This is a genomic window from Streptococcus oralis subsp. oralis, from assembly GCF_002096445.1.
GTDB classification, from domain to species: Bacteria; Bacillota; Bacilli; order Lactobacillales; family Streptococcaceae; genus Streptococcus; species Streptococcus oralis_N.
In genome coordinates this window covers 86,459-112,375 of record NZ_NCUK01000011.1, presented here as the reverse complement: position 1 = coordinate 112,375, position 25,917 = coordinate 86,459, and the positions used below count along the sequence as shown (strand labels likewise).

The window sequence follows — 25,917 nt, the reverse complement described above, 5'->3', positions numbered from 1 at the left end:
AATCCAAATGGATAGCCATGACCGATGTAGTCCATATAATGACCATTATCCAAATCAACTCGACGACCTGAAATGACTACAAAAAAGTCCATCTGTTCGCTTTCAAATGACTCAACCAAATCCTTAGGAAGAAGCTCACGATCAAGTTCCACAACAGTACCCAAAGGATAGATACGACTTAAGCAGAGATCCACATAGGAAGCATACTGGATAAAAACTGAACGAGGTAAAGTGACTTCTTCTTGGAGACGCCGAATTCGCACGAGTTCTTTTTCATAGAAAAACTCCAACGGTGCCCCTATCATTGGATGATAATGATAACTAGATTCGTCATTCATAAAAGCTATATAACAGGCTCGAAAAACATCTGGATGTCCTGATAGGGTCATCGCTACCGCTGTCAATACTTCTTGGTCCTTTTCAGACAGGTTACATCTCGACAAAGCTCGGGCAAATAAAATCATTTGTTCTTCCTTCATGGTCGCAACCCTCCTGATGCGATAGCTCCTGCTGCGATAGCCCCTGCTTCATGCGTGTCATCATCTATCTTATTCTGTCCGGCTTGTTCCATTTTTAGAGCATCTGAGCTGGTAAAATTTTTCAAAGTAACAATAGACTTGTTAAAGTGCTCCAAAACGTCATTAAAAGTGGTAAAAGGGGTAAGATCTGTGCGACTAAATCGCATATCACTTAGTTTACCGATTCCTGTAGTTGAAGTAGAAACATCTCTTGTAATAGTGTTCCAACTGGATTGATTTACACCTGTATCTACCATTTCTCTCCCTAATCCTCCATATATTCATAGACACGAGCCTGATGATAATATGATGCTATTGCAGACTGTAGTTCACTTGATTGAGTTTCCAGACTACGTATCTTATCCTCAATAGCAGTTTTATTATTGTTATGGCTATCTCGAAAATTAGTAATATTCGTTCCTAAATTATAAAAATGACCTTCAAAATCTTGCTGACGACTCCCCTTAAAACTAGAGGAATCTAAAGGAAGAATCTGACCTAAAGATCTTGCACGATTATCAATAGACTGTATCTCACTTGCTAAACTACTGCTAGCTTTTCTTAATCTAGATATCTTCCCGTCAACTACACTTTTTGCTCTTTGAGCTTCAGCAGCTTGTCGACGAAATCTAGCTGCAATTTGTTTATAATACGACCCCATTTCCCTTCTCCTTTTTATAAACTGTACTTCATTTTAGCATATTTTGCGTAGAATCAACAACCCATATACATATCCTTTTGATTAACAAGCCCTAGTGGAAGACTGACAGCTCCAAAATCAAAATAACCTTGCTTGCCGTCCTTTTCAGTAACTGGACAATGATTAACAATCATGACAGGCTCCACACCTTCTCTCACTCGAACAACACTCCCAATCGGTAAAGCGGTACGTTCTGACATCAGTTTTCTCCTTCTAAGTATTTCTTCGCTTCCTGAACATAGAAAAGCTCTGGATTTTCATGGACGATGCTTTCAAACAAACTACGAGCACGAGCTGCGTCTCCTTTTAATTGGGCATTGAGGGCTCCATAATAAGAAAACATGATTCGAGCTAATTTATTTTCTGGTTCAGCAGTGTCGAAATAGTCGTTTGATATTTTATTTAAAACAAGATCCTCTATAGCTTGTATTATGTTTATTGCATTCGTCTGCCTAGTAACCTGAGAATTTGTTCGAACTTTTAATGTAGCTAACATATCGATTTGGTTCGAAATTTCTTCTGTTTTATCAGCATGGATTAGAGAAAGAATCTTAAAGTAAGCTGTGGACAATTGGATCTCAAATTTCTTATTAAAATTTTTATCCTCAAAATTTATTCGTTCCAAATTATCAAGTGTTTCTTCAAACTTTCCTTGGTAGTATGACGCTTGGGCAATAGCTAGTAAACAATTTGCATTATTAAACAGTTGTTGAGACTTGACTGAGTGTTCAGCCACATAACGATAATAACTTATGTGCTTGTCGAAATTAATATCCGTCAAAAGGATATTATCTACAGCTAATTTAACTAGTTTATTGTTTAATGAAAGGAGTGTCTCAAACCCAAAACATACTACCGTATAAGTAATGAATTTCATAAAATTCATTTCCCCACCTTTAAATAATTCAACAACCATCCCTATAAATGCTAGACAAACTATAGGAAATAAGCAAATGTATACTATTTTTGTCAAATTATATAATTTTGGAATTTCAAATCCAGATATTTTCAACGAATAGTTATTTAATATTTCTTTCATCATTATCCTCCATTGTAGAACTTAAATATAAGAGGGCGCTCGCTATTACTGGAGCCGCTATCGAGACTCCAAATCCAAATGTAGATGCACTAAGTGTAACACCATAAATTATAGCACCAATAACAAAAACTGTAGCAACTACTACTTTCCCCGCTTTTAATATCTGTTCTCCATGATCCACCGTCCTCACTCCCGTCTCGTTAGTCGTTTTAACTGTTGCGTAATCTTGTTTGACCTGATTATGTTCTTTCACATAGGAAACACGATAACCATTCTCTGACTTAGTTCCAACCTCATCGGTAAAGCAGTACGTTCTGACATCAGTTTTCTCCTTCTAAATATTTCTGAGCTTCCTGTACATAGAAAAGCTCTGGATTTTCATGGGCGATGCTTTCAAACAAACTACGAGCACGTTCTTCATCTCCTTTTAATTGGGCATTGAGAGCTCCATAATAAGAGAACATGATTCGGGCTAGCTTATTTTCAGGTTCTGTGGTATCGAAGTAGTCGTTCACTTCTTTATTGAACACAATATCTTTTATGGCTTGGGCTTGAGCAACGAGTTTAGCCTTACCATCTTTCGAATCTGGCGCCTTGGACAATTGTTCCTCAAAGAAAGTGATAGCTGGTTCATCTTGAAGATGAATGGAAACCAACAATTGACCATAAGTTAATCTTAGGAATATGTCTGTACTAAATCTCTTCCAAACTTTTTTTAAATTAATTTTTTCAAAATTTTCTTTCGCAGCTTGAAAATCTCCTTTCAAATAAGTCACTTGTCCCTTAACAAAATGGAAATTTTCTTGGTACGTTGCTCTATAGGGCTTAATAGATTTTTCAGCTTCAACCTTAAACATAGCTTCATATACCTCTAAATCTATAGAATCGTGTAACATTAAATAGATTACCTTATTGGATACAACTCGTAGATATAAAACAAGAATAAGGAATCCCAACATCATTGATATAAATATTAACGACCATAATTTTTCATTACCTTTAGATTCTAGAATCACTGCCAGCACTCCCAAAGATATTCCTAAGACTGAACTAAGCTGACTAATAGTCTCAATTTGTAGAAGAATATTCTCTGTCGCCCTACTTACTATTTTTTCAATTAATTTCATATATTACTCTCTTATTCCTCTGCTCCTAAATATTTCTTCGCTTCCTGAACATAAAAGAGCTCTGGATTTTCATGGGCGATGCTTTCAAACAAACTGCGAGTACGAGTTTCATCTCCTTTTAATTGGGCATTGAGAGCTCCGTAATAAGAAAACATGATTTGAGCTAACTTATTTTCTGGTTCTGTGGTATCGAAGTAGTCGTTTGATATTTTATTACAATAGATATCAACAATAGCCTTTAAACTCAAAATTTCTTCCTGATATTTTAAAATTTGCGATTGAACATTACTTGTTAGCCCTTCAATTTCTATCATCAATTCTCTCAATTCTAAACAATCATTCAAATGAACCAAGTTTAGGATGCTATAATACTTGATATTAAATACATAGTACAGATTTTTGGATTTTTTTAGATTACTATTTTTTATTTTATTCAGCAATTCTAAACTATCTTGGAAGTGTCCTCTATAAAAGGATACTCTTGCATTTGCCAAATATTTTGGAAGAACTTGAACATTTCTATTTAAAGAATTTTCCTCAGCTCTAGCAACTATTTCTTGATACTTTGCTAAATTGATATCTTGAGATAAAATATCAATTAAAGCCTTATCAAGTAATAGTTTAGATAGAAGAATAAACAATATAACAAAGACAAGAAATATTGATAATACCTTGGTGTAAGTGGTCGATGAATGGTTAAAAATATAGACATAAACAATTACTGTTGAAAACACTAAAAAATACAGCAAATATTTAAATATAATTTTAAGAAAAATTAATTCTATTTTATCAGCTGACCATGTTCTAATAATTTCTATAGCTCTTTTCATATAACACTCCATAACTAGCTATTAAATAACGCCGTAATCCCTACAAATAATGCAACTACAGCAGTTGCTACCTCACCAACCCCAGTAGAAAAAGCAAGAATTGTCCCAACTGTTACAAGAGTAAGTCCAATCGTTTCAACTGGATGCTCTACAACCCAATTAAAAGCACTACCAACTACCTCACCAGTTGTATTAAAAGTTTGAGTGAGATGATCCACCGTTCTCACCCCTGTTTCAGTGGTTGTTTTAACTGTTCCGTAGTCTTGTTTGACCTGGTTATGTTCCTTCACATAAGTCACGCGGTAGCCATCTTCTGACTTGGTACCAACCTCAAGAGAGCGATTCTTATAGCCAAAGCCAATGGAAAGGTTGGGTGCGAGTCTCCCGTAGCTTGAACTAATTTTGTCTGCTACACTGAACTCACCCGTTATAGAATAGTCCTTTAGCCCTATTTTCGTCTTATAATTGGCCTTTTCGTCTAGGAAATCCGTACTCAAACCTCCAACGCTATACTCTCCTTCTTGACTTAACTTACCATCTTTATATTTAGTGTTAAAAGTGATGGCACTTTCCCCTTTGAAGTGACCTTTTATCTGGATTTTACTCTTGAGATAGTGCTGACCATCGTCATATACTGTGATCTCCTTCTCAAACGTAACTTCATTCCCTTTCAAGAAATCAATCAGCTCCTGAGGTTTCTTACCGCCATTCCCATGGGAGGCAAGAGAGATCGTACGACCCAAGGTCTGTAGTTCCTGCTCACTCATCTGGCTCAAGTCAAAGGCTGTTTCTGGATTATAATGTCGAATATAACGGATTAGTTCTTCATGCAGAGTTTTAGAATTCTCAACCAAGTCCTTAGGAAGAAGCTCACGATCAAGTTCGACAACAGTACCCAAAGGATAGATACGACTTAAACAGAGATCCACATAGGAAGCATACTGGATAAAAAGCGAACGAGGTAAGGTGACTTCTTCTTGGAGACGCCGAATCCGCACGAGTTCTTTATCATAGAAAAACTCCAACGGCGCCCCTATCATTGGATGATAATGATAACTAGGTTCGTCATTCATAAAAGCTATATAACAGGCCCGAAAAACATCTGGATGTCCTGATAGGGTCATCGCTACCGCTGTCAATACTTCCTGGTCCTTTTCAGATAGGTTACATCAGTGACCAGTCTACCTAATCTTCATTATAACATTTTCTCACCATATAGAAAATCCTAGAATAGAATCCTAGGATTTGTATGTCATTTTTTGAAATCTTCTATGGTGAAATGGTCATAGGTGATTTTTGAGACTTCCTCATCATAACGACTCAAAAAGTCTTGAAATTGACGATCAATGTAACCAAAGAACAGAACTTCATCTATATCCTCTTTGTTAAAGAAGATAATGTTTTGATTCATAAGCCCTAGTGGAAGACTGACAGCTCCAAAGTCAAAATAACCTTGCTTGCCGTCCTTTTCAGTAACTGGACAATGATTAACAATCATGACAGGCTCCACACCTTCTCTCACTCGAACAACACTTCCAATCGGTAAAGCAGTACGTTCTGACATCACTTTTCTCCTTCTAAATATTTCTGAGCTTCCTGAACATAGAAAAGTTCTGGATTTTCATGGGCGATGCTTTCAAACAAACTGCGAGCACGAGCTTCATCTCCTTTTAATTGGGCATTGAGAGCTCCGTAATAAGAAAACATGATTCGAGCTAACTTACTTTCTGGCCCAGTGGTGTCGAAGTAGTCGTTCGCTTCTTTATTAAACACAATATCTTTTATGGCTTGAGTTTGGGCGACTAGTTTAGCTTTGCCTCCTTTAAAATCTGGCGCCTTGGACAATTGTTCCTCAAAGAAAGCAATATCTTGCGCATCTTGAAGATGGATGGAAACTTTTAATAGCTCATAGGTTGATATTAAAAATGTATGGTTCCTGAATCTCTTCCAAATTTTCTTCAAATCATATTTGGACATATTTTCCTTGGCAGATTGAAAATCTCCTTTTAGATAAGCCACTTGACCTTGGATAAATTGGCAATACTCACGATATGTTGCCCTAAAAATCTTAATGGATTTCTCGGACTGAACCCTAAACATGTCTTCATAGAGTTTAAGATTAATAGCATCGTTTAACATTAGATAAATAACCTTGTTTAGGACAAAACGTAGATATAAAACCCACATGACTACAAGCGACATCAGTAAAGCAAGTATTATCCCCCACCTTTTTGTTTCAGGTTGGTGTTCTAAAAAAACTGCTAATACTCCGATAACTAATGATATGATATAACTTACCTGACTAATAGTCTCTATTTGAAGTAAGACATCCTCCGTTGCTGAACTGACTATTTTTTTTACTAATTTCATATATTACTTCCCTTTATCATTAAAAATAGATACTCCGATAAGGATACCAATCGCAACTTCTATTAGTTTTACACTTCCAAAAGCAGCACCTACAGCAGGGGCAAATGCTACAGCACCAACTACAGCAACAACTGCGACAATAGACTCAACGGGGTGTTCTGCGACATAGTCAAATGTCCTTTGGAGATGATCCACCGTTCTCACCCCTGTTTCAGTGGTCGTTTTAACTGTTGCGTAATCTTGTTTGACCTGGTTATGTTCTTTAACATAGGAAACACGATAACCATCCTCTGACTTGGTACCAACCTCAAGAGAGCGATTCTTATAGCCAAAGCCAATGGAAAGGTTGGGCGCAAGTTTGCTATAGCTTGAACTAATCTTGTCTGCTAGACTGAACTCACCCGTTATAGAATAGTCCTTCAGCCCTATCTTCGTCTTATAATTGGGCTTTTCTTCTAGGAAATCTGTACTCAAACCTCCAACGCTATACTCTCCTTCTTGACTTAACTTACCATCTTTATATTTAGTGTTAAAAGTGATGGCACTTTCCCCTTTGAAGTGACCTTTTATCTGGATTTTGCTCTTAAGGTAGTGTTGACCATCGTCATATACTGTGATCTCCTTCTCAAACGTAACTTCATTCCCTTTCAAGAAATCAATCAGCTCCTGAGGTTTCTTACCGCCATTCCCATGGGAAGCAAGAGAGATCGTACGACCCAAGGTCTGTAGTTCCTGCTCGCTCATCTGGCTCAAGTCAAAGGCCGTTTCTGGATTATAATGTCGAATATAACGGATTAGTTCTTCGTGCAGAGTTTTAGAATTCTCGATCTGTTGATCCCGTAACTTCGTATCCTGAAATATCGCAAGGGCTTCCACATTGTGATAAGGATCTGTCATACCAACAGCTTTGCGAGACCGACTCAAACCACTTGCGATTGTGGAGAGGGTAGTGGTCACACCGCTCCCCAACAGTTCACTATTAAATGATTCCATCCGACTTTCAGTTGTACGAAGAGATTGCAGGGCTTCTTCCTTATGGCTTTTGATATCTGCGGAAGAAGGATTGCTGATGCCAACCATACCTCCAATTGCAGAGTAGGCTATTGTCAGGTCTGGATATTTATGATACATCAGTGACCATTCTACTTATTCTTCATTATAACATTTTCTCGCCATATAGAAAATCCTAGAATGAAATTCTAGGATTTGTATGTCATTTTTTGAAGTCTTCTATGGTGAAATGGTCATAGGTGATTTTTGAGACTTCCTCATCATAACGACTCAAAAAGTCTTGAAATCTACGATCAATGTAACCAAAGAAGAGCACTTCATCAATATCCTCTTTGTTAAAGAAGATAATGTTTTGATTCATAAGCCCTAGTGGAAGACTGACAGCTCCAAAGTCAAAATAACCTTGCTTGCCGTCCTTTTCAGTAACTGGACAATGATTAATAATCATGACAGGCTCTACACCTTCTCTCACTCGAACAACACTCCCAATCGGTAAAGCAGTACGTTCTGACATCAATTTTCTCCTTCTAAATATTTCTGCGCTTCCTGAACATAAAAGAGTTCTGGATTTTCATGGGCTATGCTTTCAAACAAACTACGAGAACGAGCTTCGTCTCCTTTTAATTGAGCGTTGAGGGCTCCATAATAAGAAAACATGATTCGAGCTAGCTTATTTTTAGGTTCGGTAGTGTCGAAGTAGTCATTCACTTCTCCATTGAGTATTTTTGATACTGGTTCAATTAAATCCAACATTCTATTTTTGTCAATTCTTTTAATTTTTTCCCAATCACAAGGTATTGAAAGTTTAGAAATATCATCTATCTCTCTTAAATGAAGATAGGATAATGATTCTATAAATACGATATTTAGTTCATAGATACGCTTTACATTCCATTTAGAACGTTTAACTCTTATTCGTTCAGTATATTGGATTGCCTCACTAAAATTTCCTTGATAAAACGAACATCTAGCCAAACCCATATTTAATGCATTTAAATTCCCTATTTTATTATCAGGACGCCTTTCATAAGTTTCAGTTAAAAGAGAAACATATTTTGTAAAATTCACTTGCTCGTATAAAATAACTTCTGCAACGTGATTTACTAAAAAATGAGTTATTACAACGATAATAGTCAGTAATATTAGAAATATAAGCAATAATGTAGTCACGACGGTTGATTTTACAAATAATAAACTAATTGCTGTTGCTATAATTGTCCAACGTAGATAAAATAAAATATAAACTTCCAGTATACTGCAAATTCTAACTGATGACCAATTCAAGATATTCTTAGAAATATTATCTAACATAAAAAACTCCTATAAAAAATTATAAACTAATTTATGCAAATAAACTAGCTAAATAAGCTAGCAAAGCACCTCCAGCTGTGACAAGTTCACCACCAAAGAGGAATGCAATCGTTACTACAACTCCAATTACTACTTCCTTAGGATGTTCTACAACCCAATTAAAAGCATTACCAACTAACTCACCAGTTGTATTAAAAGTTTGAGTGAGATGATCCACCGTCCTCACTCCCGTCTCGTTAGTCGTTTTAACTGTTGCGTAGTCTTGTTTGACCTGATTATGTTCCTTCACATAAGTCACGCGGTAGCCATCCTCTGACTTGGTACCAACCTCAACCGAGCGATTCTTGTAGCCAAAGCCAATGGAAAGGTTGGGGGCAAGTTTGCTATAGCTTGAACTAATCTTGTCTGCTAGACTGAACTCACCCGTTATAGAATAGTCCTTTAGCCCTATCTTCGTCTTATAATTGGGCTTTTCTTCTAGGAAATCTGTACTCAGTCCCCCTACGCTATACTCTCCTTCTTGACTTAACTTACCATCTTTATATTTAGTGTTAAAAGTGATGGCACTTTCCCCTTTAAAGTGACCTTTTATCTGGATTTTGCTCTTGAGATAGTGCTGACCATCGTCATATACTGTGATCTCCTTCTCAAACGTAACTTCATTCCCTTTCAAGAAATCAATCAGCTCCTGAGGTTTCTTACCGCCATTCCCATGGGAGACAAGAGAGATCGTACGACCCAAGGTCTGTAGTTCCTGCTCACTCATCTGACTCAAGTCAAAGGCCGTTTCTGGATTATAATGTCGAATATAACGGATTAGTTCTTCGTGCAGAGTTTTAGAATTCTCGATCTGTTGATCCCGTAACTTCGTGTCCTTAAAAATTGCAAGGGCTTCTACATTGTGATAAGGGTCTGTCATAGCAACAGCTTTGCGAGACCGACTCAAACCACTTGCGATTGTGGAGAGGGTAGTGGTCACACCGTTCCCCAACAATTCACCATTAAATGATTCCATCCGACTTTCAGTTGTACGAAGAGATTGCAGGGCTTCTTCCTTATGGCTTTTGATATCTGCTGTAGAAGGATTGCTGATACCAACCATGCCTCCAATTGCAGAGTAAGCTATTGTCAGGTCTGGATGGGCAATCAAGTTCAAAATCTCTTGAGTCGGTTTTCCCACAGCTGTTTTTAAACCAGAAAATTCTGACGTATCAATGACAGCAGCAGGACTATGCTCATCAACCAACTCCTGAAAGCGTAACATCAGCCGATCCCACTCATTATATAAACCATTGGCTAAATCATGGTAACTAAATAATAAAGGCAGGTTATAATTACTCAGCTCTGCATTAATCGCATCTTTGGTGGCCGAACGAAAACTTTCGGTGCCAATCAACTCTCGAGTCCCTTGAATCGCTGCTAGAATCTTATCCTCAAATCCACTTTTTGAACGATAAAGTCCCTCGCGCGCTATCAATAATTCAGAATACTTATATTTCATTGGCTAGCCTCCATTTGATAATTGTGAAAAGTATAAGAATCCAGATCCTTTGCAAGTAGTTGGCGACGTAGGTTTAAGACATGTTGTTCCTGAATATCATTCTTCTCTGGCCCCCTAAAAAGGACGGATGCAATCATGTCATCGGATATAACTAAGGTTTCTTGATTTGGAATCAAACCTTTGGGCCAAAAATATCCTGTGTAATCTAGATAAAATTTGTTTTCAATTGATACCCGTTGTCCTGTAATTAATACATAGATAGGCATTTCTTCAATAAAATCCTCAAGAGCATCTTTGGGTAACTTTTCTCTATTTATTTGAATAACACTACCTAATGGCAGAATTTCTGTATAAATTTTATCAATTAATCCAAGTAAACGCACAAACTCAGATGTGGAAAAAAGCTGAGTTTCCCCAAGACGAGTGATAATAACCTCTCCCTTATTGAAGCGAAAATCAATACTTGCTCCAATTGTTGGATTGTATTCATAACTCATATCACTCTGAGACAAATTTGAAACCAATGTTCTAAATAAATCTGGTCTATAAATAATAGCTTTGGCGATTTGATCAATGAGTGAATTTGGCTTAAATCCAAGATAGGACTCTGTAAAATACTGCGCCCATAACATTTCTTGTGAAATCATCTCATCCTCCTCTAAAACCTGCAGCCCCAGCAGCATCATCAGACACTTTATTCGCTACAGCTTTGGACATATTCCTAGTCTGATCTATTGAATTGCTTTTAAATGTTTTTATCGAACTGTTTAACTCATCTATCATCGTATTAATTTTAAGGAAAGGTTGTAAGTCATTCTCGCTCAAGGCAGGTTTTGAAAGATCGGACAAAGCATCAATTGATGAAGAATATGAAACAACATCAACAGACCAAATATTATAATCTAATTTTATTTCTCCCATAACTCTCCCCCCTTAATCTTCATTTTGGCTTTGAAGATAAATATAAGTATTTAGTGATTGGCTAGCGTAATTCATACCAATTGCTAAATTAGAAGCTTCAGCCGTATAGGTTGAGATTTTTTGGTCAATCAAATCAATATTATTCTGGGTATTCTCCAACCATTGGGAAATCGATCCTTTTAGAGTCTCTATTTTATTATTAAAATCATCTCTTCTATTTCCAGCAAAATTAGAAGTAGCTTTTGCCTTTATCAAATCGTATTGAGACAATTGTTCTGAAATTGCGCTTTTCTTGCTCTGTATTTTACTCTTATTCTGTTTTAGAATACTTATTTTATTTAATATTTCTGCTCTTTCACTGGACATTGTTGAAATCTGTTGTCGTAAAGAGTAAATCTCATAACTGTAATCACGAGACATAGCTATATCTCCTTTGTTTTTTATCAACTTATGTTAAAGATTCTATCCATTATCTGTAACCAATCGTAAACGATAACCTATTCTACCCACAAAAAAGTTTGTCTCATCCTCTGCTACAACTGGCTCGCTGAAGCTCGTTTGTACTTTTGAAATATTTTGATCTTTGAACCTTGTTCCAACACATCCAGCAGGAACATTGCTCTTTAAGACCTTGTCAACATCTAAGTAGCCTACACTAATAGCTTGTTGTTCTCCCATAAATACAAAATGAATGTGAACTTTTCCGCTATTTCTAACAATCTTTTTAAATGCATCCTCGGTTACTTTCATATTTAATAAAGTCCCCAGCATATGCGCTTCTGGGATAAATACGTACATCATTGAAGCCTCTTTACCATTGTGACGGCTTTCAATTTCTCCTTGAATATCGTTAAAGAAACTAGGTATATTATCTCTATCAATAATTTTATCAAATACTTCTGTTTTTTTGTAACTATTATTGGTATTTAATAATATTTTTTCAATATTTACTAATCTATTCAGACCTGGTATCAAACTATTTTCACAATATTCCAATTGTTGCGGGGTATCATATAAGAATTCAAAATACCCATCTCTGTCGGGAACAAACCCTTGAGGATCCGTTGTTTCTTTATCAAACCCTATTGGTAATTCCCCTCTCGACCACATCTCAAGTACTTTAGGATGATTACTAAAGTGTGTAAGCGTCACTTCATTTGGCAACATTGGGATTGGTTCTGGGCAAACTCCTGTCCAGCTTCTTGCAATCAACTTGACTTCTTCTTCCAAGTTATATAGGCGCTCAATGTCCCCTTCTCCACTTATTGGAAGATAAACCTGAATGGCATAAGGGATATCTTCTTTCAACTGGGCACGACCAAAAATTTCTTGTTGAATTAAAGCATCGCGTCCGATAATTTCCTTAGAAGCTCCTTCATCAACCAGGTAAAAGGCCAAGCGCGAGGTGATATTGCTTGACATACTGATTTTAAGGCTATTTGAGCGGAGTGCTGTCAAAATCACATAACACCCAAGACTCGCTCCCTCACGTAGGAGGCGGTTAATCATACTTTCAATGGCTTCTTCTAGTGGTGTGTCTTTTATAGTATCAAAGCCGTCAAAAATAGTAAGGATAGCAGGGAGTTTCTCACCTGATTTTTGTTCGTATTGGGAAAGACTTGCTACATTATAGAGGGCAAACTTCTCCTTGCGAATCTTCAACTCTTGGTCAATACGTTTTAAAAACTTAACCAGTTTTTCTTCTTCATCAAATCTTGTCAAATCAACTATATGAGGTAAATCTTTTAGTGGCAAGAGTCCATTTGTCCCAAAGTCAAATAAATTGATTTGTACTTGCTCTGGAGTATTCAAACGAGCGAGATTTAACACTAGAGTTTGAAGAGCTAGGGATTTCCCAAAACCAGGTGAACCATAGAAAACTGTATGCCCCATTTTTTCCAAATCAAAATGATAATCCTTTTGACGTTGCTCTGTTGGAATATCCATTCGAGCAAAGGGAACGGCCAATACTTTTTCATCGGTCCAGTGAATATCTGTTTGAGGGGATATGATGGCTGTCTCTAGTGGTTCTAACCACGGTTTATCTGGCAGGTTGAGAGGCACAGTCTTGCTCACTCTTGCTATATAGTTTACAACAGCTGAGAGTTCCGTGATTTCTTCCGTCTGATCAGCAGTATAATTTTCATCCTTAGATAGGTCATCAGATAGCAATTCATATTGTCCCAGGTCATTAATCAACCAAATTCGTTCATCAACAACTTCTTGAACTCCCTCTATTTGCGGGGCATAATGTGCACCACTCCAAGCAGACTGGAACAACTCATAGATTTCGTTATTTCCTACTTGTAAGTAGGCACGCCCTGGTTCAGTAATACTCGCTGCATCTGGTGTTTTGATAATTTCATTTGAATCAGACTCATCTGACACTTTTAAAGCTAGTTTGAAACGCGAGTTTGACCATATTTGATCATTCACGACACCTGATGGCTTTTGTGTAGCAAGAATTAGATGGACCCCAAGCGAACGTCCGATACGGGCTGTCGAAACCAGCTCTGTCATAAATTCTGGTTCATGTTCTTTCAATTCAGCAAACTCATCACTAATCAGGAAGAGATGAGGTAATGGTTTGTCTGGATAGCCTGATTTGTCAGTAGATTTTTGCCCTTCCTTATATAATTTAGTGTATCCATTAATATGGTTGACACCAAATTGATTAAATAGTCGTTGGCGTTTTTGTAACTCTGCTTTGATAGAAGCTAAGGCACGCGCACTAGCCGCGCCATCTAAGTTAGTAATAGACCCAAGCATATGTGGTAGATCTTTGAAAAGATTCGCCATCCCACCACCCTTGAAGTCAATGGTAAGAAATCCAACATCCTCTGGACTAAAATTCACAGCCATGGATAATATATACGACTGAAGAATCTCTGATTTACCCGAACCAGTAGTTCCTGCTACGAGGCCATGTGGTCCATGTGCACGTTCATGTAAGTTGAGCTCCACCTGATCATCTTTCCCACGCAATCCTAATGGCACCGCTAACGTTTTAAAAGTATCCGCTTTGGACCATCTAGACGCAACCTGTAACTCTTCAACTTCTCTGACTTGATAAAGTTCCAAAAAAGTAACAGATTTAGGAATCGTATTCTTCTCTACTTCCATATGTTTTAGATTTGCTAAAGTACGAATAGAATCTTCATAGCAATCCAACAGCGGGTGGGGAATAAAGGTTTGAGCACTATAGGCACCTTCATCATTAATGATTTGACCTAGATTTTGATTCTTATATTCAATCAGAGTTGTGATAGTTTCTGGCAAAAGACGACGTGCCTCTTTCACCCAAATGACTGTTACACCCAACTCTGTCAAATCCTTGGCTAGATACTCATTCAAACTATGACCAAGTAAATGGGAGTCATCCATAATCGTTAAGACATAATGAGGTTTAAAGCGCGCATCTTTTTCCCCCATTTCACGTTTAATTTGGGAACGTTTTTGAATGATACGGTAAAGCGAATTTAGAACAGCATCACGGCTTCTGGCATCATGAACAAAACCACGAATATTTCGTTCTTGCATATTAAAATGAGGGAGAAAGCGCCACTCAGACCAATCTTTCTCATATCTCTGTTCTTGAACAAGGTTGATAAAATTAACATCTAAGTAGCTATGGAACATTGCCATCTGTAATAGCATATTATACACAGCTGTCCTAGTTACTTCACTGTTTCCAACAAGACCAACTGTCGCTTCAAAGATATTAACCGTGATCGGAACTTTCTTTTGCAAACTGTAGTCTTGCAAGACTGTTCGAGCAAACTGCGATATTTCATCTTTACTTTGCTCATCAAAATTTGTTTGCAACTCTAGCTGACTTAATTTATCTCCTAATCCTAAAGACACCTGTAAGAAATCTTCATTATAATCCATTCGCTCATAAATTCTAGAATCATACTTTGCAATCAGCTCAGTAATGGTTGATATTGACGGTTGATTGTAATGTAAAATATTAGTTTCTTCTTTGTAGTATCTTTCTAAGTCGGATACTTGTTTTAATAAATATACTTCGTAATCTTGAATACGATTTTTTTCCTGTTCTTTGGTATCCTTTCGCTCCTCAAAATACTGACTCATAGTTGTCGCTGCCGTAAGGAGGCTAAAACCACCCATCCCTAGCATCATTACAGGATTCCCTTTTGTCCAAATTGAACTCAATGCAGTCAAAGTAAACATTCCTAAAGCTGGGACAATGGCTCGGATGAGCGAGTTTTTGGGTGGCTTTATCGGCTGTGGAGGTTGATTGATAATGATTTTCCCACTATGGATAATAGGGTTGACTCTCGGACTCCTTCTATACTCTGGAAAATCCATCGGATACTCATTATTTTTTTCTTGTATCAGAATTCGATTCTTATTCAATTGTGGTTCTTCAAAAAGACATCCAATCTTCCACTGGTTTTTTCTTTTTTCTATAAAATAATTAGAAACCTTCATTCGGTTTCCCACTTCAAACGGATAAAGCCCTTCCTCTTTGATAAGACAGTCGTTTAGATAGATCGGAGATTCCCCAAGAGTAACCTGTACTTGATTATTTGAGAAAATAAGTTGGTTTGAAAGTGACCAACTAATGTCAGCTGATTCTTTCTTGCTACAAATAAATCGTTGTGGCGGAAAAATATAAGTGATAAAAATATCTTCTTCAGGGACCAATAAGGTTACAGTTTCTTTATCAAAGGTAGATTTTCCTCTTTCTAATTCCTTACCATTTCGATAGACTCTTCTGCCTTCTACTGTATACTCGTTAGTACCTACTCTTACCTCTTGTCCTTCAAACAAATCTATTTTTTCCAGTTTTTCTTGTTCAATCAACAAGGTATAAAGAGGTTTATGAAGTTCTCCTAATTGGTCTCCCAGTTGATGATCATATTCTAGCTTTTTTGCCTTCATTTATCGTTCACTCTTTTCTTTTGTTTGGTTGTCCTTAGGAGTTGTGGTCTCAGTAGATACTTTTGTATCACTACCATTTGTAGATGCTTTTGTATCACTACTATTTGTAGTAGCTTCTCCAATCTCAGCAGAAAGTTCCTTTATTTTCTTTTCATATTCTTCAAGTTTCTTTTGTTTCTCAGAACCGTTCATATTGATATCTGCTTTGACTGATTCATATAGATTTGTATAAGCGTGTAAAATCAACTGTGTGTCCCCGATATTTTGTGCCACATCTAGAGCTTTTTCAAATTTTCCACGTCCAAGATAAATCCAATAATAAAAAATTGTATCATCTGTTGATTCTGTAATCGTATTTAAAATAACTTCCTTTTGCTTATCGCTCAAACTATCTAAACGGACATAGCTTGCTGCTAAGATATACTTAGCTTCCTTTGGCAATGATTCTGCACCATAATTTTTTAATGATTCAACTGTTTCAGAATAGTCTTTTCGCATGAAATTTGATTGGGCCATAATGACTGATGATTTTAGGGGGCCGTCTTTAAACATAGACTTATAAGTTGCAAAACTTAAGACCACTGTGGTTGTTGCAAGCAAGGCTCCCCCTATTAACAGAGCCTTCCATTTTTTCTTGTTCACCAACAAATTAGCTTTTGAACTCTCTTCTGATAATTTTGCATACTTTTCTGCAATATATTTATTGACATCAGCTACACTCTCTAAGGGACTAATATCCTGTGCCACCTTTTCCTTTATTGCATCAATCCCATGGATGACTAAGTCAAAATCTACCTTAGGTAGTAAAATAGAAATCATTAAAGCTTTATAAGACTCTAAATAGAATTCCGAACTATACTGCTGTGGTGCAAGTAATTTTTCGATTCCATAATGTAACATTTGTACATTACTGCCAAAAACAATGATGTTTTCAGGATGGATATACGGAATTTTATAATCATTTTCAGAATGAACTAATACCGACATGCTTTGTGCCAAACTAAAACGCTCAAGCTCCGTACTTCTATTTAAAATTTCTTCCTTAACTGTTTTAAAATACCCGGGAATAATATAATTCAAAGAAAGAACTCCATCTTTTTGAACTATTTCTACTGGACAATATTCTTGAATCAATTCAAGTTGTTCTCTTCGATAACCTGATGAAGAAATTCGAACTGATATTTGATTGTCCTCTTTCACAAATTGTAGTTGATCTGCTTCAAACATTTTTTCTCCTATGATACTTCCTCAATCTCTATATAATCTCCATCACTAACTGGATAAGCAGCCAAGATATCCATTGGTTCGATATGGATTTGTTTATTTCTAACTTTGAAACAAAACGAACTATTTCGAGGTAAATTCAACTGTTCTCTAACTTTGGTATCTTTTAATAATTCTTCTAACCTTAACCAAGTAAGAGCTTTTGAAACTCGAATATCTATTTGTTTTGCTCTATACTCTAGAGTTAGCTTTATTTTTCCGTAATCCATGCCATTTCCTTCCTAGATAGACTCCCAACAAAACCATAAACAGCAAAAAAACACTTGTAAATACACTTCCCATCCAATCCTTAAAAATTGAATAATCCCTTTGCTTAAAAGAGGACTTCTCCTCTATGGTGTATTGATTGAATAATGATGTTTGAACTACACTAGTTTCTAAGCGATAAATAGAATGATTTTTACTACCTGTAAATATAGTCTGTTCTGCCCCCTGTAACAGTTCTTTCGTTGTTTGAGTTCTCTGATCCACAACCTTTTGGGTACGATTTAAAAATAAATTTGGGGCATATTTGGATTCTATCCTATTTTTGACCGTATCCTGTGTACTATTTGTAATGATATCTGTATCAAGTTTTAAGCTACCATCGTCTGCATAAACTAGCACAGGAAATACGATACAAAGAATTAATAGGTACTTTTTAATTTTCTTCATCATGGTATAAAAATAAGCGTCAAGTTTCCCTGACGCTCCTCAAAATTAACTACAAACCAAAGCTTTGTGCATCTTGTTGGTCACGTTCAGCTACTGTTTGAGCATAGTTGTTCAATTGTTGGTTGATGCTCACTAGAAGCTCCTCGAATTTTTGAACATGTGTATACAACTGGTTGTATTGCTCAAGGTAAGCATTAAATGCTTGCCCTTTCCATTGTGATGCCATTTCTCCATTTGTGCGATTAACGGTTTGTACCGCTTGTTCAATTTGATCTTTAGCGCTAAGATAAATAGCCGCCTGAGATTGTAACTGTTCTGGAGTTAAACTAATTGCTGACATAAGGATTCTCCTTTTAAATTTTTTCCTACTTTAGTTTATCATATATTTTAGTGTTTGTCTATCAGTTACACACTCGTAATACACATTTTTACAAAAAAGTATCTGCAAAAACATTGATATAGAAAGAAACCCGTATTCAAGTTTTCATACGCCCTAAAATGTCTAATCAAGTGCACATTTTCCTCATAGAAAACTTCATATTCTCATTTCATAGTATGTTGAATTAAAGTATCAATTATGATTTTCTTATTTCTATAAGAAGAAACTAAAATAGTTCTGGTATATTTTATCTGAATCATGTGTAATTGCGACCTGTTTTTCAGTATATAATTACTTCTTTAAGATAAGAATATTCTATGGCCAAATTTTGTCTAATTAATTTAAAAATCATTAACAAGGGGGATATTATGGCTGAAAGAATAATACATCAAGCTGATCTTTGAGCTATCGAGAACAACTTGCGTTCTATCCATGAAGGATTGCGAACAATTGGTTTTCATACTTAAGTTTTGTCCCAGCTTTATCCTTTTGATATTCCTTTTGAAGCTCATGAAGTTCTAGTCTATCATGATTGTAAATACAGCATTGAAATTTGTTTTTTGCAAACATAATAATCCTTTCTAGTTATCAATAATTAAATCTTGTTTAAAAAATCTGAAATGTGTAGTTATCTAAAACCAACATCTAATTTTCTTAAACAACACAAAAACGCTCTAGACAATTAAACTGCACCCCAAAAGTTAGACAGAAAACATCTAACTTTTGGGGTGTTTTATTATGAAATTGAGTTATAAAGATAAAGTTCAAATCTATGAACTAAGAAAACAAGGACAAAGTTTCAAACAGCTTTCAAATAAATTTGGGATAAATAATTCTAATCTTAGGTACATGATTAAATTGATTGATCGTTACTATTCTCCTGAATTAAAACAAGAAATGATTAATAAAGTCTTACATGAAGGCTGGACTAAAGATAGAGTTTCTCTTGAATACGGTCTCCCAAGTCGTACGATACTTCTTAACTGGCTAGCAAAATACAAGAAAAACGCGTATACTACTGTTGAGAAAATAAGAGGGAGAGTACCTAAAATGGGACGTAAACGGAAGAAAACTTGGGAAGAAATGACAGAACTAGAGCGACTTCAGGAAGAGAATGAACGCTTACGTACCGAGGTGGCTTACTTAAAAAAGTTAAAAGAGCTGGAAGACAGGGACGAAGCCATACAGCGAGAAAGGCAGAGACAATTAGGAAAATGGCTTCAGGAGGATTTCGACTAGATTTACTTCTTGAAGCGGCTCGTTTACCTCGCTCAACTTACTACTATCAGTTGAAACAGCTATATCAACCAGATAAGGACAAAGAGCCAAAGGACGAAATACAAGCCATTTATAGTGAACATAAAGGCAACTATGGCTATCGCCGAATAACTCTTGAATTGAGGAATCGTGGTCATATAGTAAACCATAAGAAGGTCCAACGTCTGATGAAAGTCCTTGGTTTAAGTGCTCGAATTCGTCGTAAACGGAAGTATTCTTCTTATCAAGGAGAGATTGGCAAGAAAGCAGATAACCTTATTCAACGCCAGTTTGAAGCATTGAGGCCAATGGAAAAGTGCTATACGGATGTGACAGAGTTTGCCATTTCAAATAGCACACAGAAATTGTATTTATCGCCTGTTTTAGATGGCTTTAACAGCGAAATTATTGCCTATAATCTTTCTTGTTCTCCTAATTTAGAACAAGTGAAAGCTATGCTGGAGCAGGCCTTTACAGAGAAATACTATGAGAATACGAGTCTCCATAGTGATCAAGGATGGCAATACCAACACGATTCTTATCACAGGTTTTTAGAGAGTAAGGGAATCCAAACATCTATGTCACGTAAAGGTAACAGCCCAGACAACGGGATGATGGAATCTTTCTTTGGCATTTTAAAATCGGAAATGTTTTACGGCTATGAGAAGTCGTTTCAGTCGCTTAAGCAATTGGAACAAGCTATTGTGGACTATATTGATTACTACAACAACAAACGAATTAAGGTCAAACTAAAAGGACTTAGCCCTTTGCAATACAGAACTAAATCCTTCGCTTAAATTATTTGTCTAACTTTTTGGGGTCAGTACACAGAGCTGGTTTTTCATATCTAATTGTCTGTTTCTACGAATCGTCCTAGTATGTGGACATTTTCGGATACAGAGACAAAGGCTGTCGGATCGACCTGTTTCATGATGTGTTTAAAATCATTAAACTCTGCTCGTGTGATAACCGTAATCAAGACTGCTTTTCTCTCATGATTATAGGTTCCTTCTGCATCGTGGATCATGGTTGCTCCGCGGTGCAATTTTTTATGGATTTTTGCGATTACCTTATCAGGATTATTGGTCACAATCATGGCCTGCATTCGTTTTTGCTTGGTAAAGACCGCGTCTGTCACACGGCTTGATACAAAGATGGTAATCATGGAGTAGAGGGCATATTTCCAACCAAAGGTCAAACCTGCTATCAGCATAATCATCCCATTTACCAAGAAAGAAATGCTACCGACATTCTTACCTGTCTTCTTACGAATGGTCAAACTGACGATATCTGTACCTCCGCTAGAAATATTGTTACGGAGTGCAAAACCAATCCCTAAGCCCATGACAACACCCCCAAAAAGGGCATTGATAATGGGATCCTCTGTCAAGGTCACAACTGGTACAAGCTGGATAAAGAGGGAACTCATGGATACTGTAATAAAAGTAAAGACCGTAAATTTATGTCCAATCTGATACCAAGCTAAAATCATCAACGGAAAATTGATAGCATAAAAGGTTAGCGATATCGGAATGTAAAAGCCAAACCAGTGATGACTCAAGGCAGAGATAATCTGTGCCAAACCCGTCGCACCACTTGAGTAAACGTGTCCTGGTTGAAAAAAGAAATTGACTGCTACTGCTGACAAAAATCCATAGACCAGAGAAGCCGAGATTTTCTCATCATATTTTTCCCGAGAGATACTTTGTAAAACTCGTAAGATTTTTATCTGATAAGCAAAGCGGCGCAGATAATAGCGCCACCGCTTAATTCGTTTTGCTTGTTTCATCTTCTTCTACTTGTAAGCTGAGTTCCTCTAGTTGTTTGAGAGCGACTGTTGATGGAGCTTGTGTCATTGGGTCGGTTGCCTTATTGTTCTTAGGAAAGGCAATGACTTCACGGATATTTTCTTCTCCTGCTAAGAGCATCACAAAACGGTCAAGACCGATAGCCAAACCACCGTGTGGTGGGAAACCATAGTCCATGGCTTCAAGAAGGAAACCAAACTGGTCATTTGCTTCTTCAGCTGAGAAACCTAGAGCCTTAAACATGCGTTCTTGAAGGTCTTTTTGGTTGATACGAAGGCTACCACCACCAAGCTCATAACCGTTCAAGACGATATCGTAAGCAATGGCACGAACCTTAGCCAAATCACCTTCTAATTCGTGAGCTGTTTCTTCCTGTGGAAGGGTAAATGGATGGTGGGCGCTCATGTAGCGGCCTTCTTCTTCAGACCATTCAAACATTGGCCAATCAACCACCCAAAGGAAGTTGAATTGATCATTATCAATCAAGTCAAGCTCTTTGGCGATACGGCCACGAAGGGCACCTAGTGTTGCATTCGCCACTTCAAGCGTATCCGCCACAAATAGAACTAAATCCTTATCTTCAAGACCAAGTGCTGCAGTCAAATCTGCTTGGATACCAGTCAAGAATTTGGCAACTGGTCCGTTTAATTCTCCCTCAACTACCTTGACCCAAGCAAGACCTTTAGCACCGTACTGTTTGGCTACTTCGGTCATCTTGTCGATGTCTTTACGTGAGTAGTTGTCCGCAGCTCCTTTGACTACAATGGCTTTAACAGCAGGTGCTTCTGAAAAGACCTTGAAGTCGACATCCTTAACCACTGCTGTCAAATCCTGAAGCAACATGTCAAAACGAGTATCAGGCTTGTCAGAACCATAAAGAGCCATCGCGTCATCATACTTCATACGAGGAAATGGAAGCGTAACGTCGATGCCTTTTGTTTCTTTCATCACGCGCGCAATCAATCCTTCTGTAATATCTTGGATCTCCTGCTCCGTAAGGAAGGATGTTTCCAAGTCGACCTGAGTGAACTCAGGCTGACGGTCACCACGCAAGTCCTCATCACGGAAGCATTTGACGATTTGGTAGTAACGGTCAAATCCAGCATTCATCAAGAGTTGCTTAGTGATTTGTGGGCTCTGAGGTAGAGCGTAGAAATGTCCTTTATTGACACGAGATGGCACCAAATAGTCACGCGCCCCTTCTGGCGTTGATTTAGAAAGGAATGGCGTCTCCACATCGATAAACTCCAACTCATCCAAGTAGTTACGGATTGAGTGGGTCACCTTAGCACGAAGCTTAAGGTTTTCTAGCATTTCTGGACGACGAAGGTCAAGGTAACGGTAACGCAAACGTGTATCGTCATTGGCCTCAATCTCATCCTTAATCTCAAAAGGTGTTGTTTTGGCTGTATTCAGCACTGTCAGAGCTGTCACGTTCAACTCAACCGCACCAGTCGGCAATTTATCATTGGCTTGCTCACGCGCAGCGACTTGACCAGTCACCTCAATGACAAATTCGCTACGAAGACTTTCAGCCGTTGCCATGACCTCTGCAGATACTTTTTCAGGGTTGATAACCAACTGCATGATCCCTTCACGGTCACGAAGGTCGATAAAGATCAAACCACCAAGGTCACGACGACGACCAACCCATCCTTTCAAGGTCATTTCTTGTCCGATGTGTTCCTCACGAACACGACCAGCATACATACTACGTTTCATGTTTTCTCTCCTCTTTTATTCTGTTACTATTTTACCATAAAAGCGCAGGCTCTTCATGAAAATCAGCAGAAAAGTTTGATTGTCTTTAGAAATCAAAACGAAGAGCTAAAAAATCGTGACAACATCAAAAAATCCGATGAAGACGCCATCGGATTTTCTTATTTTGATTCTTGACCTTCTTTACGTTTTTCTGCGATTTCAGCCGCTTTTTTAGGCAGAACAATCGCTGTTACATAGGCCGTCGCAAAGCGCATGATTCCTGCAATAGGTGCAAAAACCACTGCTAGATTGTTGTAAAAGAAATCGCCTTTAAAGGCATAGGCAAGGCCCCCGATAATAAAGAAGAGAACGACCGCCTGTACCACTGCTAATAAAATTACTCGTTTCATGTGACCTCCTGACTCTATTATAGCATGAGTATCATCAAAAAGCCGATTAAATTATTCAAAGCGTGGAGAGAAATGCTGTAAAGAAGACCTTTTCGGCTCACATAAGCCAGTCCTAAACTCAATCCCAGACTAGCATAGACGAAAAACTGTTGCAAAGTCCCTGGAAAATGAATCAAGGCAAAGAGCACACTCGATACGAGGAGAAACAGAGCTGTCTGTTTACTATTAGTCTGCTTAGGAAAGAGATAGCGCGCTAACATCCCTCTAAAAATCAGTTCTTCCGTCAGAGGAGCAAAGACTACCACCATAAAGAAACCAAATACAGGCTGAGCCACTGTCAGTTGAGATACGATTTGTTGATTGACTGACGGATCTTCTGGTAAAAAGAACTGGGCTGTAATCGCCACTAGCAAAACCAGGATTGGCAACCAGATATAACGATTAAATGCAGTCGTCTGGATGCTAACCTTTTCTGTCTGATACCATCTGTAAACTCCATAAACATAGGCCCCTGACAGGACGACATAAAGTGGCAAGACTCCAAAGATTGAAGCCCCTAGTCCAAGAGCTGACAGCGCCATACTCTGAACCAGACCATAGCCAAAGAAAAAAGATAGGACAGCTAGAAGAAACCAGCCAAGATTTTTAAGTAAGTTCATATGGGCCTCCTACTTTCCTTTATAACTATTTTTCAATACGAAGAGACTAGCTAATCCTAGCAAAAGGATCCATGCTAGCAAAAGACCAAGACTTCTCAAAGATAACTCTCCACCACCTGCTTTTAACAGGCTTACCAAAGGACCAATGAAGGAATAGTCCAACAATTTTTGCGCAGTTTCATTTTGAACAGCAAGAGTGGGCAAGAAAGAGAAGGTCAGCATAGGAAAAATACTATAGACTTGCGCCTTAGACTGAGTATCTGATACTGCACCGATAAGAATGTTAAGAAAGATAATGCTGATAGTTGCCAGAAGCAGATAGAGACCATAGGTAAGAAAGTAGTTTGTCAAATCAACTTTAAGATATAGAGGGAGAACAACCATCGAAAAAAGCACCACTAGAAGAGGAAGAGCCATCATGCTCAGAGTATACTCCGTTGCTGTCACACCACTTAGTATGAGGGATTTAAGGTTACGTTTTTCCTTATCCTCAGCCATCATAATCGATACCATATAACCACTTCCCATACTCAAGACCATAGTCAAACTCGTAGAGAGGAGAAACATAGTCAGTTCTCCACTCTTGTTTAAGAATTCATTATATAGGATAGCAATACCAAAGGGCATCAATAATGTCGCTAACAAGGTTGAATTACTAATAAGAACTTGTAACCTTAACCAAAGAAGGGCATTTAATTTTCTAAACATCTAACTTTTCTCCTGTCAATCTAATAAAGATTTCCTCTAAAGTCGGTTCACAAGAATGAACAGCAATCAGATATGTTGTATCCAGATGAGGCAATTCTTCAAAAGAAACCACTTGTTCGCGTCCATCTTGATAGCGTAAACGAACCTTTTTATCCTCATGGTATTTCTGGATAATCTCTTGTGGACTGCCATACTCAATCAAGTTTCCCTTATTTAAAAGAGAGAGGCGATCACAAAGCAGAGTTGCTTCATTCATATCATGGGTTGTTAAAAAGATAGTTGTACCAGCCTGCTTCAATTTCTGTAAGAGAGCATGAATCGATTTTGAAGTGGTAGGATCAAGACCACTTGTTGGCTCATCTAGAAAGAGGATTTTGGGAGCATTTAGAAGAGCACGAGCCAAGAACATTCGCTGTTTCATACCTGTAGATAGTTTTTCCGCGATAAGATTTTTGGCATCTGATAACCCAACTTGATCAAGCACTGTATCTACTCTAGAAGCTTTAAGACCGTATAATTTTGCATAAATGAGCAGATTTTTATAGAGGTTCATCTTTTCATAAAAGCCACTGCTATCACTAACAATCCCGATTTGTTCCAAATCATTTGAAGTCAAATTTCGAGAGGACTTTCCTAGAAGAACGGTCTCACCCTGATCTGCAGCTAACTGACCCGTCAAAACATTGATCATAGTTGTTTTACCTGAACCTGAGGGACCTAGGAAACCAAAGATTTCACCTTCTTGAATCTCAAAAGAAATATGATTCAGAGCTTTCTTGCTTCCAAAACTTTTGCTTACATTTTCAACACGAATCATAGGA

General features: G+C 37.5%; 30 protein-coding genes. 1 reads left to right on the top strand and 29 read right to left on the bottom strand.

All coding sequences use genetic code 11. From position 1 onward, the window contains the following. The 23 genes from B7721_RS01185 to B7721_RS01075 form a co-directional block, all read right to left on the bottom strand. The coding region (locus B7721_RS01185) for a hypothetical protein (RefSeq protein WP_084877116.1) at nt 1-479 on the bottom strand (479 nt) is incomplete at its 3' end. After that, complete coding sequence (locus B7721_RS01180) at nt 476-775, bottom strand: variable surface protein mvspG (protein WP_084877114.1); 300 nt, start codon at nt 773-775, stop codon at nt 476-478. The genes B7721_RS01185 and B7721_RS01180, both read right to left, overlap by 4 nt. A gap of 8 nt (nt 776-783) precedes the next feature. Further along, nucleotides 784-1,179 (bottom strand): YwqH-like family protein, encoded by a 396-nt coding sequence (locus tag B7721_RS01175; RefSeq protein ID WP_084877113.1) that lies wholly within the window; start codon nt 1,177-1,179, stop codon nt 784-786. Between the two features lie 53 nt (nt 1,180-1,232). Beyond that, nucleotides 1,233-1,418 (bottom strand): DUF4176 domain-containing protein, encoded by a 186-nt coding sequence (locus B7721_RS01170; RefSeq protein WP_084877112.1) that lies wholly within the window; start codon nt 1,416-1,418, stop codon nt 1,233-1,235. Further along, the gene (locus tag B7721_RS01165) at nt 1,418-2,260 is read right to left on the bottom strand and encodes a hypothetical protein (RefSeq protein WP_061421781.1); all 843 of its coding nucleotides are present in this window, start codon (nt 2,258-2,260) and stop codon (nt 1,418-1,420) included. Before B7721_RS01165 ends, B7721_RS01170 begins: the two co-directional genes overlap by 1 nt. After that, nucleotides 2,238-2,438, bottom strand: coding sequence for a hypothetical protein (locus B7721_RS01160; RefSeq protein WP_142358570.1), 201 nt, complete (start codon nt 2,436-2,438; stop codon nt 2,238-2,240). The genes B7721_RS01165 and B7721_RS01160 overlap by 23 nt, the downstream gene beginning before the upstream one ends. Before the next feature lie 139 nt (nt 2,439-2,577). Continuing rightward, on the bottom strand, nt 2,578-3,384 hold the full coding sequence (locus B7721_RS01155; protein WP_164497070.1) for a hypothetical protein: 807 nt from the start codon (nt 3,382-3,384) through the stop codon (nt 2,578-2,580). An 11-nt stretch (nt 3,385-3,395) separates the two neighbouring features. Next, nucleotides 3,396-4,214 (bottom strand): hypothetical protein, encoded by an 819-nt coding sequence (locus B7721_RS01150; protein ID WP_084877109.1) that lies wholly within the window; start codon nt 4,212-4,214, stop codon nt 3,396-3,398. Nucleotides 4,215-4,228: 14 nt separating this feature from the next. After that, on the bottom strand, nt 4,229-5,353 hold the full coding sequence (locus tag B7721_RS01145) for a hypothetical protein (protein WP_084877107.1): 1,125 nt from the start codon (nt 5,351-5,353) through the stop codon (nt 4,229-4,231). Between the two features lie 113 nt (nt 5,354-5,466). Then, entirely contained in the window at nt 5,467-5,778 is a 312-nt protein-coding gene (locus B7721_RS01140) for a DUF4176 domain-containing protein (protein ID WP_084877106.1), read from the bottom strand. Then, entirely contained in the window at nt 5,778-6,584 is an 807-nt protein-coding gene (locus tag B7721_RS01135; protein WP_084877104.1) for a hypothetical protein, read from the bottom strand. The genes B7721_RS01140 and B7721_RS01135 overlap by 1 nt, the downstream gene beginning before the upstream one ends. 3 nt (nt 6,585-6,587) lie before the next feature. Next, a complete protein-coding gene (locus tag B7721_RS01130) occupies nt 6,588-7,715 on the bottom strand; it encodes a hypothetical protein (RefSeq protein ID WP_084877103.1) in 1,128 nt (375 codons plus the stop codon). Nucleotides 7,716-7,797: 82 nt separating this feature from the next. Further along, nucleotides 7,798-8,109: a DUF4176 domain-containing protein gene (locus B7721_RS01125; RefSeq protein WP_084877102.1), complete on the bottom strand. Its 312-nt coding sequence runs from the start codon at nt 8,107-8,109 to the stop codon at nt 7,798-7,800. Then, nucleotides 8,109-8,906 carry a hypothetical protein gene (locus B7721_RS01120; protein WP_084877100.1) on the bottom strand — a complete coding sequence of 266 codons (798 nt, stop codon included), beginning with the start codon at nt 8,904-8,906 and terminating at the stop codon, nt 8,109-8,111. Before B7721_RS01120 ends, B7721_RS01125 begins: the two co-directional genes overlap by 1 nt. Before the next feature lie 31 nt (nt 8,907-8,937). Beyond that, a complete protein-coding gene (locus B7721_RS01115) occupies nt 8,938-10,407 on the bottom strand; it encodes a hypothetical protein (protein ID WP_084877099.1) in 1,470 nt (489 codons plus the stop codon). After that, on the bottom strand, nt 10,404-11,054 hold the full coding sequence (locus B7721_RS01110; protein WP_049505352.1) for a DUF4176 domain-containing protein: 651 nt from the start codon (nt 11,052-11,054) through the stop codon (nt 10,404-10,406). Before B7721_RS01110 ends, B7721_RS01115 begins: the two co-directional genes overlap by 4 nt. Before the next feature lies 1 nt (nt 11,055). Continuing rightward, nucleotides 11,056-11,328: a hypothetical protein gene (locus B7721_RS01105; protein WP_084877097.1), complete on the bottom strand. Its 273-nt coding sequence runs from the start codon at nt 11,326-11,328 to the stop codon at nt 11,056-11,058. A 12-nt stretch (nt 11,329-11,340) separates the two neighbouring features. Further along, nucleotides 11,341-11,748 carry a YwqH-like family protein gene (locus tag B7721_RS01100; RefSeq protein ID WP_084877096.1) on the bottom strand — a complete coding sequence of 136 codons (408 nt, stop codon included), beginning with the start codon at nt 11,746-11,748 and terminating at the stop codon, nt 11,341-11,343. 42 nt (nt 11,749-11,790) lie between these two features. Beyond that, nucleotides 11,791-16,236 carry a type VII secretion protein EssC gene (essC, locus tag B7721_RS01095; RefSeq protein WP_084877094.1) on the bottom strand — a complete coding sequence of 1,482 codons (4,446 nt, stop codon included), beginning with the start codon at nt 16,234-16,236 and terminating at the stop codon, nt 11,791-11,793. Continuing rightward, complete coding sequence (gene essB / locus B7721_RS01090) at nt 16,237-17,463, bottom strand: type VII secretion protein EssB (RefSeq protein ID WP_084877093.1); 1,227 nt, start codon at nt 17,461-17,463, stop codon at nt 16,237-16,239. Between the two features lie 8 nt (nt 17,464-17,471). Continuing rightward, entirely contained in the window at nt 17,472-17,729 is a 258-nt protein-coding gene (locus B7721_RS01085; RefSeq protein WP_061421785.1) for a hypothetical protein, read from the bottom strand. Continuing rightward, complete coding sequence (locus B7721_RS01080) at nt 17,692-18,174, bottom strand: type VII secretion protein EssA (protein WP_239823791.1); 483 nt, start codon at nt 18,172-18,174, stop codon at nt 17,692-17,694. Before B7721_RS01080 ends, B7721_RS01085 begins: the two co-directional genes overlap by 38 nt. 49 nt (nt 18,175-18,223) lie before the next feature. Next, a complete protein-coding gene (locus B7721_RS01075; RefSeq protein ID WP_038804232.1) occupies nt 18,224-18,514 on the bottom strand; it encodes a WXG100 family type VII secretion target in 291 nt (96 codons plus the stop codon). Nucleotides 18,515-19,291: 777 nt separating this feature from the next. Between B7721_RS01075 and B7721_RS01070 the strand changes: the two genes are divergently transcribed. Beyond that, nucleotides 19,292-20,607 (top strand): IS3 family transposase gene (locus B7721_RS01070; RefSeq protein WP_142358569.1). Its coding sequence is split into 2 segments (ribosomal slippage): nt 19,292-19,688 and nt 19,688-20,607, totalling 1,317 coding nucleotides; the frame shifts between segments, so codons are not numbered across the junction. A 50-nt stretch (nt 20,608-20,657) separates the two neighbouring features. On the opposite strand, the gene B7721_RS01065 is transcribed toward B7721_RS01070, so the two are convergent. The 6 genes from B7721_RS01065 to B7721_RS01040 all read right to left on the bottom strand — a co-directional run bounded on the left by B7721_RS01065 (nt 20,658) and on the right by B7721_RS01040 (nt 25,913). Further along, entirely contained in the window at nt 20,658-21,599 is a 942-nt protein-coding gene (locus B7721_RS01065; RefSeq protein WP_084877090.1) for a YitT family protein, read from the bottom strand. Further along, nucleotides 21,577-23,340, bottom strand: coding sequence for an aspartate--tRNA ligase (gene aspS / locus B7721_RS01060; protein WP_084877088.1), 1,764 nt, complete (start codon nt 23,338-23,340; stop codon nt 21,577-21,579). The genes B7721_RS01065 and aspS overlap by 23 nt, the downstream gene beginning before the upstream one ends. A gap of 158 nt (nt 23,341-23,498) precedes the next feature. Continuing rightward, nucleotides 23,499-23,729 (bottom strand): hypothetical protein, encoded by a 231-nt coding sequence (locus tag B7721_RS01055; protein ID WP_084877087.1) that lies wholly within the window; start codon nt 23,727-23,729, stop codon nt 23,499-23,501. Between the two features lie 17 nt (nt 23,730-23,746). Next, nucleotides 23,747-24,388 carry a CPBP family intramembrane glutamic endopeptidase gene (locus tag B7721_RS01050; protein WP_084877085.1) on the bottom strand — a complete coding sequence of 214 codons (642 nt, stop codon included), beginning with the start codon at nt 24,386-24,388 and terminating at the stop codon, nt 23,747-23,749. Nucleotides 24,389-24,397: 9 nt separating this feature from the next. After that, the gene (locus B7721_RS01045; protein WP_084877084.1) at nt 24,398-25,096 is read right to left on the bottom strand and encodes an ABC transporter permease; all 699 of its coding nucleotides are present in this window, start codon (nt 25,094-25,096) and stop codon (nt 24,398-24,400) included. Next, entirely contained in the window at nt 25,089-25,913 is an 825-nt protein-coding gene (locus tag B7721_RS01040) for an ABC transporter ATP-binding protein (protein ID WP_084877082.1), read from the bottom strand. The genes B7721_RS01045 and B7721_RS01040 overlap by 8 nt, the downstream gene beginning before the upstream one ends. Nucleotides 25,914-25,917 lie beyond the last annotated feature (4 nt).